Origin of the sequence: Pseudomonas sp. NFX183, from assembly GCF_047943075.1 — a bacterium.
In the GTDB taxonomy this organism is placed as follows: Bacteria; Pseudomonadota; Gammaproteobacteria; order Pseudomonadales; family Pseudomonadaceae; genus Aquipseudomonas.
The window spans coordinates 6,480,779-6,493,831 of the sequence record NZ_CP181333.1 but is presented as its reverse complement, the minus strand read 5'-3'; the positions used below and the strand labels follow the sequence as shown (position 1 = coordinate 6,493,831).

Below are 13,053 nucleotides of genomic sequence, written 5' to 3'. Positions count from 1 at the left end.
GGGTAACTACGGATGGTGAGTGCGTTAATGTCGTCACGTTTCAAATTGATACTTCCAGAGGTTGCCAACGACTTTCAAGTGCTCGCGTTTAAAGGCAATGAAGTTATTGATCAGCCTTATTTCATTCAACTGCAGCTCGTCAGTGAAAACGCCTCGCTGGACCTTGAGGCGCTGCTCCATCAGCCTGCCTATCTTGACTTCGGCGCCGCGGACGCAGGACTGCACGGGCAAATCCACGCCATCGGTCGCGATGATCCGGGCGCGCGGCTGACCCGTTATCACCTCACCCTGGCTCCCCGGCTGGCATGCCTGGCCCACCGGCTTGACCAGCGGATTTTCCAGCAGCGCAGCGTGCCGCAGATCATCGCTGCGGTGCTTGAGCATCACGGCATCCTTGCCGACGCCTATTGCTTCGAACTCGGCCCGGTGGTCTATCCGCCACGCACGTTCTGCGTGCAGTACGCCGAAACCGACCTGCACTTCATCCAGCGCCTGTGTGAAGAAGAGGGCATTCACTACCATTTCCGCCACAGCACGAACAATCACGTGCTGGTATTTGGGGATGACCAGACGGTGTTTCGGCGCTTGCCTGTGCAGCGCTACTGTCCGGTGCGTGACCACGTCGACGAATCGGGGATGATCCAGGGATTCGAGGTACGCCTGGAAACCTGCACTCGGCATACGGCTCGTCGCGATCATGATTTTGAGCACCCGTTGTTGCGCCTGCACGACACAGCAGGCACTGCCTCGGCGCAACCTTTGGAGGATTATCGCTACCCTGGCGGCTTCCGTGACCGTGCACGGGGCAAACAATTGGCGCGTCGAAGCCTGGAACGCCATCAAAGCGACCGGCATCACGCGCTGGGCCGTAGTGATCAAGCTGCCTTGAGCTGCGGCCATTTCCTCGAACTGCGCGATCACCCCGATCCGGCCTGCAACGACCTTTGGTTGATCACGTCAGTGCGTCATGAGGGTTATCAACCGCAGGTACTTGAGGAAGCGGTGGTTGAGACGGACGTATTTCAGGGCTACCGCAACCGGTTCACCGCAACACCCTGGCGCGCGCCTTATCGGCCGCGTCTGAAGCACCCGAAGCCGACCATCAATGGCAGCCAGACCGCCACGGTGACAGGGCCGGCGGGCGAGGAGGTGTACTGCGATGCCTATGGCCGGGTGAAGGTACGGTTTCATTGGGATCGCCTGGAAAACACTGATGACAAAAGCAGCTGCTGGGTACGGGTAGCGTCCGGTTGGGCGGGGGATGGCTTTGGCGCAATGATGATTCCGCGCGTGGGCATGGAGGTGCTGGTGACCTTCCTGGAGGGCGACCCCGACCGGCCATTGATCAACGGCTGCCTGCCCAATGCGCTGCACATGCCGACCTATCCTTTGCCGCAGCACGGCACCCGCAGTGTCTTGCGCAGCCGCAGTTCGCCAGGCGGCGGTGGAGCCAACGAACTGCACCTTGAAGATCGCCGTGGCGAGGAGCTCATCTACCTGCGCGCCCAGCGTGATCTGGAGCAGCGAGTGGGTCACGACAGCCGCTTGGAGGTCGTCGGAGAGCGCCACGAAATCATCCGGGGACTGAGTACGGCTCACCTGCAAAGCGGCGAGCGTCGTCATATCGGGGGTGATCGCAATGTCGAGCTCAAAGCGCATGATCACCTGGACGTGCAAGGCGACAGTCAGACACGGGTAGGGCGTTTGCTGGTCATTGAAGCCGGGCAACAGATCCATCTCAAGGCAGGCGCCAGCCTGGTCATCGATGCGGGCGCGCAACTGAGCCTCAGGGCCGGGGGCGAGTATGTGCTGGTTCAGGCCGGCGGTATTTTCACCAGCAAACCCATTACCGTTGGCGGCTCGCCACCCCCGAATTCATCCGCGAGCGCCTTTTCAGCAACAGCCAGGCCGAAAATGGCGGTCGCACAAGGCGTCGTCATGGGGTTGGCCCGGCAGTTGGGGGCTGATTTTTGTCCTGTGTGCGAGCAATGCCGCGAAGGCCAGTGCGACATCAAGCGGAGGGCTGCTTGATGCAGAGCATGCCTGGCCGCTGGATGGCCCAACAGCAACAGGCGGGCCGCCGACTGTGTCTGATTCTTGACGGCAACCATGATGCACGCCAGCCGCTGCTGGCGGCCCGTCATCTGTCGCAGTATTGCAGTCTTTACGGTGAGAGCGCCGTGGCCGAACTGGCAGCGGTTGGTCCGGTGATTCTGCTATTGGAGCAGGCAAGTGAGCCTGCGCTGTTCGACCTGCTGCAGCATCCGCAGGCCGACTGGGGTTGGTTGGCAAGCCTGCCCGACGACGACCTGGCCGGTGTGGTCCGACATTGGCGCGAGCGCATGCTGGTAGGGCTCGAGGGTGGCCAGGCGTTGTATCGCTTTCACGACAACCGAACGCTGGCTCGCGTGTTGGCTCATCTGCCGAGTGAGCACTGGCCAGTGTTCCTCGGCCCGCTGATCAGCGTGTGCTACTGGCACGAGGGTCAGTGGCACCAGAGCGATAATCCGGCCCCCGGTGAGTATCCGGTGCCAGTTGCGGCACCCTGGCTCAACACCCCCAACCCCCGTACGGCGGCCATCCTGCACGCCAATGTCCTGCGCTACCTGCTGACCGAGCACAGCGAAGACCTCGCCGCGCTGGTTGAATTCCAGGACCCTCGAATCTGGTTATCCCAGGTATTGGAACAGGCCCGTGCGTGGCAATGGCGTGAGCCGCAACAGCTTGAATTCCTGGTAGTGCGCAGGTTGGAAGAGGCAACGCGTACCTGCGTGATTCAGTGGCAGCCACTGCACGCAGAAACGCCTGGAGACCACTTCGAACGAGTGTCCGCGCAGTGGCGCAGGTTGGGAGGCAAGCATGAATAAGCGCCTGCGTGGTGCATTGGTCGGGCTTGGTGCGGTGTGGCTTTCGGGGTGTGCGGTGGGGCCGGTCAATCACTTTACGTTGGAGGTGGATTTGCCTGCGGAGTTTGAACTTAAAACTGCCGCTAATTACAGTCCAGCCTCGGGCGAGACCTGCACGCTGCCGACACGTCGCGGCAACCGACCAGAACGAAAGGTCTTTTTTGCTGACTTCAAACCTGTGGCCAGCCGTGTGAGTTATGAGCTGCCGCTGAGTGAAACCATCGAGGGGTGTCGTTCAGTGTTGCACAGCGTTCAGTTTGGTTTTTATGCGAAGTGGGGAAAGCGAGATTCGGACATAGGCGGTGACACCGCGAGTATCGCTATTCAAGATCGCTTACCTGCGCATTTTCCTAAGATGCCTGAGGCTGGGGTTCAGGAGTTTCAAGGGCAATGCAGGTGGTATTTCCGGACGGTGGGCCCTCTGCATGCAATCAGAAAAATTCTGCAGTGCAATTCGTTGGACAAAATGGGGCTGCCGCAGGAAACGAAGGCTGGTGGTGGTGCGCAACGCGATCAACTGGAAGGGAAAAAACTTCGATTGGTACTGATTGTTACCGATGACGAATTACCCGCTTTTGACCGCAGATGGATAGAGGTTCCAGGCGGATGGAAGCGTTGCAAAGGTAAAAGTTTTGACGATCAGATTGCCGCCTGCGACAGCAATGTCACAGATTTCAAACCTATAAAAATGCCGGATGGACGTCTATGTGATGTCTACCCAACGTGCAGTTAACAAGGAGTGGACTCATGAAACAGGAAGCATGGAAGCAGCCATTTTTCAGCGGCAACATGCCTGCTTGCGCATTGAAAGGACATTGGGCGAGCATTTGCCTGGTAGACGAAACTGGAAGTGGAAAAGCCTATGGGGGACTTCGATACAGCATTTACGACACTGCAGGGCGGCAGTACGACGGTAGGTTAAATGCAGAGGGGTTCGCAAAGTTACAAGGCTTTTACTGTGGTCCAGTGGTTCTCAGGTTTGATGATTTGTATGCTGGAGCGGAAACGCCATATCACCAATTGCGAACGCGCGTTGCGTACCAACTTCCTATAACCGAACTTCAAATCCGTGCCGAAAAGACGCGGTTTTCTACCAGCGATGGTCAACGTATTGAAGTCAATCCGGCGCAGTCCCGAGCTGACCGGTTTTATCAGGTTGAAGTACGGGACCTAGTCCGCCATGTTGCCCATCTTCCTCCGTTGACTTCCAGAACTAATCGGCCTGAACGTCATGCTTTGAAAATGATGGCCGACCTCGGGTTCGGTCCGCCCCTACCGACTTTGTCAGGTGTTGTGTTATTCCCCAATCAAAACACCGTGCTTGAAGTCAGACCTTTACGGGCCCTGCGTCCCATGCTGTCTATCGAAGACAACTTCTGTGCTTTGAACCTGTATCAGCTCGCTCTGATGTCTGCCTTGAGTTACTGCGATTTTGGCCAGCAACCACCGAATAAGCCGGTCGATGAAGTGTGTTTTCCGTTGGATCCAAGCATTGGAAATCTGTTTGCTGAAAAACTGTCGGTCTTTGAGAACGCCTGGCGAGTTGATCCCGCACAAGTACAGCGTTTCTATCCGATGTATGAAGAGGTTCCCTACTCTAGACGTTTCGAGATCATTCCGTTCGATCCTGGGCAGTATCCACAAAACCGTCTGGGGTTGGAGGGCGAGCAGGAACACCCTGAGAGCCTGCATTTTTTTAACGATGAGAAATATGGTACCGACACTCAAGCCTTCATCACACACCACGATGAGGTGGTTCTGATCTCAGTAAGAGGTACTGTCAGTGGTGCCGATATCTTGCGGGATGCAAACGCCCATCAGGTGGATTTTGCCGAAGGTGTCGGTCAGGCTCACGAAGGGTTCTACCTTGCTTATCGAGCAATGCGTAGTTTCGTGCTGCATTACCTCGACCAGTTTTACGATGGCCAACGCATCGTAATCTGCGGCCACAGCCTCGGCGGCGCCATCGCCTTGCTCCTGGCAGAAGGATTGCGACGAATCCCCGACACTCGCTACAACATTCTCCTCTACACCTATGGCGCACCCCGCGCCGCCGACGCCGAGTTCACTGAAGGCGCGTCAGCCCTGGTCCACCATCGCATCGTCAACCACAACGACCCGGTGCCCAGCGTGCCGGCCACGTGGATGAACACCACCGCAAAACTCTGGGTTCCGGGCGCAGTGGCGTTGTTCAGCGCACCCGGTCCGGGTGGGCTTCTGTTTGCCGCCGGCCTGGTGCGTGTGGGTGGTAATCCCTACCAGCATCACGGTGAACAGCAGCACTTCATGCCGATCAAGCTGGCCGATGGCACGCATTCTTCGGTGTTATGGAAGCCCGGTTGCGAGTCCATCCTGCAGGCCGGTTGTAACCGTGCGTTGCAGCTTCAGGGCGATATGCCCAACCGCGCCAACGTGCTGAAACAACTGTTTCAGGCCAGCCAGCACTTCATGACGGCCAGCTACATCCCTGCTGCCTGGGCCACGTTGCGTCGCTGGCAACAAACCGTGGATAGCCAAGGGCCTCTGGTCACGGACAGAGAGTTTGAGTTGCTCGACCATGCGCTTGAGAGCATGACTGCGCAGTTACGCGACAAGAACCGTGAGCTTGACCGTCGCCGCCCCACAAACCAGCGTGGCTATGGGCACGAACATAGCCACGCGTTGAACGCAGAAATTGACCGGTTGCGCACCAGTCGCCAACGGTTGGAGTCTCTGCGCTGGCGGCGCCTGGACGCGCGCGACGTGTATGGCAGTCACGCCAATCGCGCGCACCTGCAACCCAGCCTGAAGCGTTGGTTCAGCCACCGTGAAAACCGTGAGTTGGCGCAAGTTGCCAGTATTCCTGCGCCGATTCATGACGGTTCAGGCAAGGTGCATCCGCTCGACCTCGACTCCATTGTGTAGCCACGCCGTTTACAAAAACTCCACCTGCGCCGGTTGCCGTTTCATCAGCACTTTGCCATTGCGGATTGAGTACAGCGGCAGGCCCTGGCTGCGAATAACTTCGTAGTCGCTGTTTGCCGACAAGATCAGCAAGTTGGCCGGGCGCCCGGGCTCCAGGCCATAGCGCTCGCCCAGGGCCATGGCCTTGGCACTGTTGTCGGTGACCAGGTCCAGGGCACTTTGCAGATTGCGGTAGCCGAGCATATGGCAAATGTGCAAACCGGCTTCCAGGACCCGCAGGATGTTGCCGTTGCCCAGGGGGTACCAGGGGTCGACGATCGAGTCCTGGCCAAAGCACACGTTCATGCCGGCTTCGAGCAGTTCGTTGACGCGGGTCACGCCGCGGCGTTTCGGGAAGTTGTCGAAGCGGCCTTGCAGGTGAATGCTTTCGGTGGGGCAGGAGACGAAGCTGATGCCTGAGTGCCCCAGCAGGCGAAACAGTTTGGCGCAATACGCATTGTCATAGGAGCCCATCGCCGTGGTGTGGCTGGCGGTAACGCGTGCGCCCATGTCGCGGCTGCGGGCTTCTTCGGCCAGCACTTCGAGAAAGCGCGAGTGAGGGTCATCGGTTTCGTCGCAGTGCACGTCCACCAGGCAACCCGTGCGTTCGGCCAGGTCCATGAGGAATTTCACCGAGCTCACGCCTTGGTCGCGGGTGTATTCAAAGTGGGGAATGCCGCCGACCACGTCGGCGCCCAGGCGAATGGCTTCCTCCATCAACTCGCGGCCATTGCGGTAGGACTCAATGCCTTCCTGGGGGAAGGCGACGATTTGCAGGTCGATCAGGTGCGAGCTGTCTTCGCGCACCTCAAGCATGGCTTTGAGTGCCGTGAGCTCGGGGTCAGTGACGTCGACGTGGGTGCGGACATGCTGAATGCCGTGGGCGGCCAGGGTCTGGATGGTTTTCTTGGCGCGAGTCTTGGTGTCTTCCTGGGTGATCGTGGCTTTACGCTCGCCCCAGCACTCGATGCCTTCGAACAGCGTGCCGCTCATGTTCCAGCGCGGTTCACCAGCCGTAAGGGTGGCGTCGAGGTGAATGTGCGGTTCAACAAAAGGCGGTATGACCAGGTTGCCGGCGGCGTCCAAATCGCCGGCCCCTAAAGCAGGTGCCTCGGTTTGCGAAGTGATGCTGGCGATCCGGCCGTGTTCCAGGTGCAGATCATGCAGGCCTTCACGGTTGCGCAGGCGGGCGTTGATGATATGCATGGGCAAGTTCCTCTTGGCTAAAGACAATCAGGCAGTCAGCCGCCAGATCATCAGGGCAATTCCGATGTCCAGGCGGTCATATGAGTTGCCCAGCGTCAGCCCGCTCAGGGCTTCGATACGCTGGACGCGGTGCGTCACTGTGTTGCGGTGCAGGGCCAGGCGCTGCGCGGCGGCCACAAGGTTACCATTCTCGTGAAACCAGGCTTCCAGGGTCGGCATCAGGCAGGGGCCATGGTGGCGGTCGTGGCGCAACAACGGGCCCAGGCGTTCATTGAGAAACTGGTCGAGCAGGGCGCGATCACGCACGCCACTGAGCAGTTTCAATACGCCCAGTTCGTCATACACACAAAGCCCGGCGCGGTCGCTGAAGCGCCGCGCCGCCGCCAATGCCTGGCGTGCTTCATCCTGCGCCTGAGCCAGGCGCGCGGGTGGGTGTGCAGCGGCGCTGAGGCCGATAAACAGTTTCAAAGGGGCCAGCCGCAGGTTCAAGGGGTTAAGCCAGGCAGCCAATTGTTGGCGATTGGCCAACGCTTGCACGGCATCGGTGGCCGGCAGCAGCAATGTCCAGTGCCCAGCCCTGCCCACTATCGGCAACGCTGCATGATGCTGCGCTGAGAACTGGCGCAATCGACGGGCGATACCGTCGTGCTGCCGGGCCAACTGCGCTTCCGCCTGCGCGGTATCACCCTGGGCAAATAATGCCTCGCCACCCTCCAGTTGCAACTGGACAATCTGCCAATGCCCGGCCAGCGACATGCCCAGTTGCGCGGCCCGATGCAGCAACACTTCAAGGGACTGATAATCACCGGCGAGCAAGCGTTCCAGCACGTCGTGTCGCGAACGGCCCAGTTGCTCGGACTGGATCAGCGCCGAACCAATCGCTTGGGTCACCAGCACCATTTTCAGCGAGTAAGGCTGCTCGATCAGCGGCATGCCGGCCGTTTCGGCGGCGTCCAACAGGCGCTGGGGGATCGCCTGAATATAGGCCGGCCCTGTGAGAATCACCAAACCGGCAACCTGACGCTGGCACGCTTCCTCCAGCAAGCGCAGGAGGTTGGGTTCATCGCGTGGGTGATTGATGCCGGTGACGAACACCAGCTCGCCGCCCAGCACCCACTCGGCAATCCCGCTGTTTTCCGCGACATACGGCCAGCGCACCGCGTTATCCAGGCCGCTGTCACCTGCGCGCAGGCGCATCGATTCAAGGCCGGGCAGGGCCAGTACATCGGCGACGGTGAGGCTCATGCCGGGGCATCAGCCAATGGCGCACGCACACGCAGCACGGCGGTCAGCACGATGTAGGTCAGCGACGCGGCGACAATCCCCACCAGTGGCGCCACCCAGGGCGAATGGAACGCCAGCACCGTGCCCACCGCGTACGCCACCAGCCCAGGCCAATTGAATGCCGGCAGGCGCGTCTCGGCCAGACGCGGGTACTGGCCACGATAGCGGTAAAAGAAGTCTGCCATTATCACGCCGCCAATCGGTGGGATCACCGTGCCCAGCAAAATCAGGTAGGGCACCAGCATGTCGTACATGCCGAGCAGCGCCAGCAGGGTGCCGATGACCGCCCCGGCCAGGGTTACGGTCTTGCGGCGGCGGGTCCGCAGCAAGTTGCAGCCGGCGACGGCAAAGTTGTAAATGGTGTTGTCCTGAGTGCTCCAGATATTGAGCAGCAACATGGCCATGGCCGCCATGGCGAAGCCTTGCAGCAACAACACTTCCACCACGTCTGGCTGCTGGTAGACGATGGCGCCATAGGCCCCGATCAGGACCATCAAACCATTGCCGATAAAAAAACCGATCAGGCTGGCCAGCACCGCGACCTTGGCCGAACGGGAAAACCGCGTCCAGTTGGTGGCCTGGGTCGCGCCGCTGACAAAGGTGCCGAACACCAGCGTGATCGCGGTGGACAAATCCAGCTCGCCCGTCGGCACGACTGCCAGCAGGCCGTCCAGCCCGCCGACTTTTACCGTGGCGACCCACATCGACAGAAACAGCAAGATGCCCATGGCCGGCACCGCGATATAGGACAGCACCTCCAGCCCGCGATATCCCACGTACGCCGTGGCGCAGAACACCATGCCGAACAGCACCATCAGGCCCAATACGCTGCCCTGGCTCAGCTCGAAATACTTGCCCAACACCACGGCGGCGGTGGCCGTGCCCCAGGCGTACCAGCCGATCTGGGTGAAGCCGAGGATCAAGTCGCTGAGCTTGCTGCCGACCTCGCCAAAGCAGAAGCGGCCCATCAACACTGAATTCAAGCCACTCTTGAACGCGATGTAACCCAGGCCCGCGGCGTAAATGCCCAGCAACAGGTTACCCAGGGCCACAACGCCGAGCATGTCGGTAAAACTGAAGGCTACGCCCAGCTTGCCGCCGGCAAACATGGTCGCGGTGAAAAACGTGAACCCCAGCAGCACCATGGCGGTGGACGCCAGGCCCTTGCGCGCATGCATCGGCACTTCGCTGAGGGGGTAATCGTTGCCTGGTTCTTGCTGAGTCATGGCCCTGCTCCCTGAATGAGTGACGCAGGCCTGTTGCACCGCGCGTGCCAAATCGGCAGAAGTGACAGGCGCACGGAAGATGCTGTGCACCGTGCACAGTATTTATAGCCACATTGGGGAGAATCGCAGGGAACAGTGGTCTTTGTGCCCAGTCAGGCACGAAAGCGGTGCAGCGGTGATACAAATTGGATCAGCATCTTGCGCCGTGGCTTGGTCGTGGACACGCGGCGCGAGCCATGCGCGATGGCGCGACAGGTTCCAAGCTTGCAAGCCCGTGTGCGCGGCCAATCTCGAACCGCGTAGCACAGCCCTCCGGCATCGGCCGGGGACGGCGGCTGGCGCAAAAAAAAACCACCGCAAGGGTGGTTTTTTTCACCGCGTCGGCTTACTCGCCGCGGTAGATGCAGCCACTGGTGCAGGTCTCATGGATGCGAATCGCGCTGAGTTCCGGCAGCAAAGGTTTGAGCTCATTCCAGATCCATTTGGCCAGCACCTCGCTGGTTGGGTTTTCCAGGCCTGGGATGTCATTGAGGTAGTTGTGGTCGAGGCGTTCATAGAGCGGCTTGAAAATCGCCTTGATCTCCGAGAAGTCGCGAATCCAGCCGGTATGCGGATCAAGGTCGCCGCTCAGGTGGATCGCCACCTTGAACGAATGCCCATGCAGGCGCCCGCATTTATGGCCGTCCGGTACGTGGGGCAGGCGGTGGGCGGACTCGAAGGTAAACTCTTTGAAGATTTCCACGGTGTGACCTGTAGGGCTTGTGTTGCGTGGCTTTTGGAGTATTGCCAGTAACTGGTGTACTGATCAATGTACTGATTGGTCGTTGCTGGGCGTTGTTGAGGTCATCCATTCAGCAATTGCCGACTGGCGCCAAGCGACCGAATTTGGGCCTATTCTAACCTGTTTTGGGAATGTGCCCTCCCTGATCCGCCGATAAACTGTATTCCGGCCCAGCCCCGTGGTGTAAAGCACCTCGTCGAGGCGCAGGAAGCGATCGATGTTTTCAGCTCTGCTCATGACTCTCTCCGTGCGCCCGTACCGGGCCGCGCTGTCTTGATGATGTGGATGACAATGCCGAAAGTGATCAGCAGCCAGATGCAGGTGCCTACAAAGGCACCGAGGATATCTGCCGTCTCGCCATCCATGAGCAGGCAGGGGCCAATCCAAAAGAACCAACAGGCCGTGGCCGACACGTAGAGCAGAACGCCCAGCATCAGCAGGGTGAGTTTTATTGCGAACATGGTTTGTCCTTGCCGCGCTGAACGGCTGTCGGATTTTTTGGTAGTGATTTTTATTTGGGAGTATCTTTGCCCCGCTCACTCAGAAGGGAACGCTCTTTACCAGCCCACGGATGGCGAGGCTGAACCTCCTGAGTGAGCACCTCGCCCGCCGCTCACCGGCAGGCATGTAGGGGGATTGGGGTTAGGCTGTTGCGAACAGATCGAGTTGGTCTGATTCGACCTTCTGCTCTTGCTGCCGGAGTACTTCGAATTCGATGCGTGCTCGGGCGATCGCCGCGTACTGCTCGTCAATCTCGCAGCCGATGAAGTCGAAGCCCTCGCGCATTGCTGCTTTGCCGGTGCTACCCGACCCCATGAATGGGTCCAGCGCTACACCGCCGGGCGGTGTCACCAGTCGAAGCAGGTATGCCATCAGGTCGGTAGGTTTGACGGTTGGGTGGTTGTTGCCTTTCGTTTCAGTCGTCTCGACCTTTCGCAGGGTGGTGCCCATCTTGAACTGAGGTCCTGGGTTGACCATCCCTTCGTGCCGATCGGTGCGACTGGTCTTTGCGCAGTAGAAGAAGCGGGCAGCGCTGCCGGTATCCAGCCGACGATCGCCGGGCTTCATCTGAAAACCAACGATACCGCCATTCTCGCTGCCTGCACTCGCCTCCGTCGCTCGCCCTCGCTTCATCGTGCCGTAGCAGTTTTGTCCGGCCCGCTGTGTGTCGCTGGTGCTGGCAGCGGCGAGCTGACCAGGTGCGTCAGGGAACATGGCCAGCACGGCATCACTTCCGTCATGTATCAGATTCGCCGGCCATCTACCCAAGCAGCTGGCCTTGTCGACGTTGGCGGTAACTTTTTTGCCGTGGGCCGCTACGTGTTCTGTGTCATGCATCCAAGGTCTCACCCAGCCTTCCGGCTTAGATACTTTCCCGCTCTCATCTCCGCCGCCGAGCCGCTCGCCCGTAGGGTCAACACGGCAAGCATCAATGTTCAGGGCGCCGGTACCGTGCTCGGCAACGTTCGATGCGACCGTTCCAGAGAATGGTTTGCGCGCCATGCAGATTGGTTCGTGCGCTGGCTTCAGTGCGGTACCCCATCCGGCGCGATCGCCCTTCAGGTTGTGCGACTTCGGGAAGCCTGAGCCAAACACCCACATGATCTGGTCGCGGATCTCAAACCCGGCCATTTCAATGCCAACTGCCATGTGGTGGTAAGTGCGCGCAGCCGCGAATGACAGTAGGTGACCGCCAGGCTTGAGCACTCGCAGGCACTCGGTTGCCCACTCCAATGGGAAGGCTTGGAAGGCGCGCATGCCCTCGGGTGTCAGGTCATACTTGCCTGCCTCGGCAGCGACTGACCTGTGACCACCATTCGGGCCGCACGCCGAATCGCGTGAAGGTTTGCTGGCTCTGTAAGCAGTTCGGGACTCAATGTCTTGACCATCCCAACTCTTTCCCATGAAGCGAATGCCGTAGGGCGGATCGGTTACCACGCTGTCGATGCTGTTGTCTGCTAGCGTCCGCATCGACTCAATGCAGTCGCCGATCAAAACGCGATGTTCTTTCATGGTCTTGGCCCCTTGTAGATGTAGACGTAGGCGAACCAGAGGGTGGCGATCATCAGCACTCGCTCCAGTTCATGGCCTGTATGTATTCGCACGGAACCATCAGGCGGTCGGGTGGCACCGTGCTTTCGGTCCTGGTGTCGCCGAAATAGGCTATGGCGGCCTGGGCGCGCTCAAGTGACAGTTGGGCATGACGCATCTGCCAGGACTTGCGCTGCTTGTACGAGCGAAGCGCCAGGGCCTTATCGGTGTAGGCGAATCGCCGGCCGTGCTCCCCGCCATCCTTCAGGACACGCTTGCGGTACTGCTTCAGCAGGGACTCTCGGTGCGAGCCACCGAAGAGGTTGTTGTGGAATTCGTCCACGATGTACCAGCACTGCTCGGTTTCGCCGATAACCACGAACTTTTTGCAGGTGACTTCCAGGCCTTTTGGGTCGAGCTCGTCGACGTAGCGATAATGGTCTGGGCCGAGTTTTATCTTTTCCATGGTCGAGCTCGTCCTTGCCGCTATAGCGGCTGACTTTCGATAGATTGGGAGTGATTAAAAAATCTTTTTGAATGGGTATATCGCTGAGATTCGCCTCGGTCGCATAATCGCCGCCTTAACATCAGGGCGACGCAGATGAGAAACAGAGGCAAGGTTTTCTGGAATTGGGCGGACCCCGCGATTCATACTCGATCAGTGGATGAACGGCAG

Annotated in this window: 12 protein-coding genes; 4 read left to right on the top strand and 8 right to left on the bottom strand. The window is 59.4% G+C overall.

Features of this window, described 5'->3' with window-relative positions; genetic code table 11:
- Positions 1–12: 12 nt before the first annotated feature.
- From ACM530_RS30395 to ACM530_RS30380, 4 genes are read left to right on the top strand one after another with little or no spacing between them, the layout of a single operon-like run.
- Positions 13–2,031 (top strand): type VI secretion system tip protein VgrG, encoded by a 2,019-nt coding sequence (locus ACM530_RS30395; RefSeq protein WP_416363980.1) that lies wholly within the window; start codon positions 13–15, stop codon positions 2,029–2,031.
- Positions 2,031–2,867, top strand: a complete 837-nt coding sequence (locus ACM530_RS30390) for a DUF4123 domain-containing protein (RefSeq protein ID WP_416363979.1) — start codon at positions 2,031–2,033, stop codon at positions 2,865–2,867. Before ACM530_RS30395 ends, ACM530_RS30390 begins: the two co-directional genes overlap by 1 nt.
- Positions 2,860–3,639, top strand: a complete 780-nt coding sequence (locus ACM530_RS30385; protein WP_262206265.1) for a hypothetical protein — start codon at positions 2,860–2,862, stop codon at positions 3,637–3,639. The genes ACM530_RS30390 and ACM530_RS30385 overlap by 8 nt, the downstream gene beginning before the upstream one ends.
- Positions 3,640–3,653: 14 nt before the next feature.
- Positions 3,654–5,810: a lipase family protein gene (locus ACM530_RS30380; protein ID WP_416363978.1), complete on the top strand. Its 2,157-nt coding sequence runs from the start codon at positions 3,654–3,656 to the stop codon at positions 5,808–5,810.
- Positions 5,811–5,819: 9 nt separating this feature from the next.
- Here ACM530_RS30380 and codA read toward each other — a convergent pair whose 3' ends face one another.
- The 8 genes from codA to ACM530_RS30340 all read right to left on the bottom strand — a co-directional run bounded on the left by codA (position 5,820) and on the right by ACM530_RS30340 (position 12,843).
- Positions 5,820–7,055 (bottom strand): cytosine deaminase, encoded by a 1,236-nt coding sequence (gene codA, locus ACM530_RS30375; protein ID WP_416363977.1) that lies wholly within the window; start codon positions 7,053–7,055, stop codon positions 5,820–5,822.
- Between the two features lie 27 nt (positions 7,056–7,082).
- Complete coding sequence (locus tag ACM530_RS30370; protein WP_369303335.1) at positions 7,083–8,300, bottom strand: PucR family transcriptional regulator; 1,218 nt, start codon at positions 8,298–8,300, stop codon at positions 7,083–7,085.
- Positions 8,297–9,565: a cytosine permease gene (gene codB / locus ACM530_RS30365; RefSeq protein WP_145163342.1), complete on the bottom strand. Its 1,269-nt coding sequence runs from the start codon at positions 9,563–9,565 to the stop codon at positions 8,297–8,299. The genes ACM530_RS30370 and codB overlap by 4 nt, the downstream gene beginning before the upstream one ends.
- A 385-nt stretch (positions 9,566–9,950) precedes the next feature.
- Positions 9,951–10,307 carry a 6-carboxytetrahydropterin synthase QueD gene (queD, locus tag ACM530_RS30360; RefSeq protein ID WP_003173033.1) on the bottom strand — a complete coding sequence of 119 codons (357 nt, stop codon included), beginning with the start codon at positions 10,305–10,307 and terminating at the stop codon, positions 9,951–9,953.
- A gap of 63 nt (positions 10,308–10,370) precedes the next feature.
- Positions 10,371–10,583: a helix-turn-helix transcriptional regulator gene (locus ACM530_RS30355; RefSeq protein WP_242201507.1), complete on the bottom strand. Its 213-nt coding sequence runs from the start codon at positions 10,581–10,583 to the stop codon at positions 10,371–10,373.
- Positions 10,580–10,807 (bottom strand): hypothetical protein, encoded by a 228-nt coding sequence (locus ACM530_RS30350; protein ID WP_242201506.1) that lies wholly within the window; start codon positions 10,805–10,807, stop codon positions 10,580–10,582. Before ACM530_RS30350 ends, ACM530_RS30355 begins: the two co-directional genes overlap by 4 nt.
- 181 nt (positions 10,808–10,988) lie before the next feature.
- A complete protein-coding gene (locus ACM530_RS30345) occupies positions 10,989–12,359 on the bottom strand; it encodes a DNA-methyltransferase (protein WP_416363976.1) in 1,371 nt (456 codons plus the stop codon).
- Positions 12,360–12,411: 52 nt separating this feature from the next.
- Entirely contained in the window at positions 12,412–12,843 is a 432-nt protein-coding gene (locus ACM530_RS30340; protein WP_416363975.1) for a hypothetical protein, read from the bottom strand.
- Positions 12,844–13,053 lie beyond the last annotated feature (210 nt).

Excerpts from the sequence above, each read along its gene's own strand:
- ACM530_RS30390 (WP_416363979.1), top strand. The coding sequence starts at position 2,031 with ATGCAGAGCATGCCTGGCCGCTGGATGGCCCAACAGCAACAGGCGGGC.
- ACM530_RS30350 (WP_242201506.1), bottom strand. The coding sequence starts at position 10,807 with ATGTTCGCAATAAAACTCACCCTGCTGATGCTGGGCGTTCTGCTCTAC.
- ACM530_RS30380 (WP_416363978.1), top strand. The coding sequence starts at position 3,654 with ATGAAACAGGAAGCATGGAAGCAGCCATTTTTCAGCGGCAACATGCCT.
- ACM530_RS30345 (WP_416363976.1), bottom strand. The coding sequence starts at position 12,359 with ATGAAAGAACATCGCGTTTTGATCGGCGACTGCATTGAGTCGATGCGG.
- ACM530_RS30395 (WP_416363980.1), top strand. The coding sequence starts at position 13 with ATGGTGAGTGCGTTAATGTCGTCACGTTTCAAATTGATACTTCCAGAG.
- codB (WP_145163342.1), bottom strand. The coding sequence starts at position 9,565 with ATGACTCAGCAAGAACCAGGCAACGATTACCCCCTCAGCGAAGTGCCG.
- codA (WP_416363977.1), bottom strand. The coding sequence starts at position 7,055 with ATGCATATCATCAACGCCCGCCTGCGCAACCGTGAAGGCCTGCATGAT.
- ACM530_RS30340 (WP_416363975.1), bottom strand. The coding sequence starts at position 12,843 with ATGGAAAAGATAAAACTCGGCCCAGACCATTATCGCTACGTCGACGAG.
- ACM530_RS30385 (WP_262206265.1), top strand. The coding sequence starts at position 2,860 with ATGAATAAGCGCCTGCGTGGTGCATTGGTCGGGCTTGGTGCGGTGTGG.
- ACM530_RS30370 (WP_369303335.1), bottom strand. The coding sequence starts at position 8,300 with ATGAGCCTCACCGTCGCCGATGTACTGGCCCTGCCCGGCCTTGAATCG.
- ACM530_RS30355 (WP_242201507.1), bottom strand. The coding sequence starts at position 10,583 with ATGAGCAGAGCTGAAAACATCGATCGCTTCCTGCGCCTCGACGAGGTG.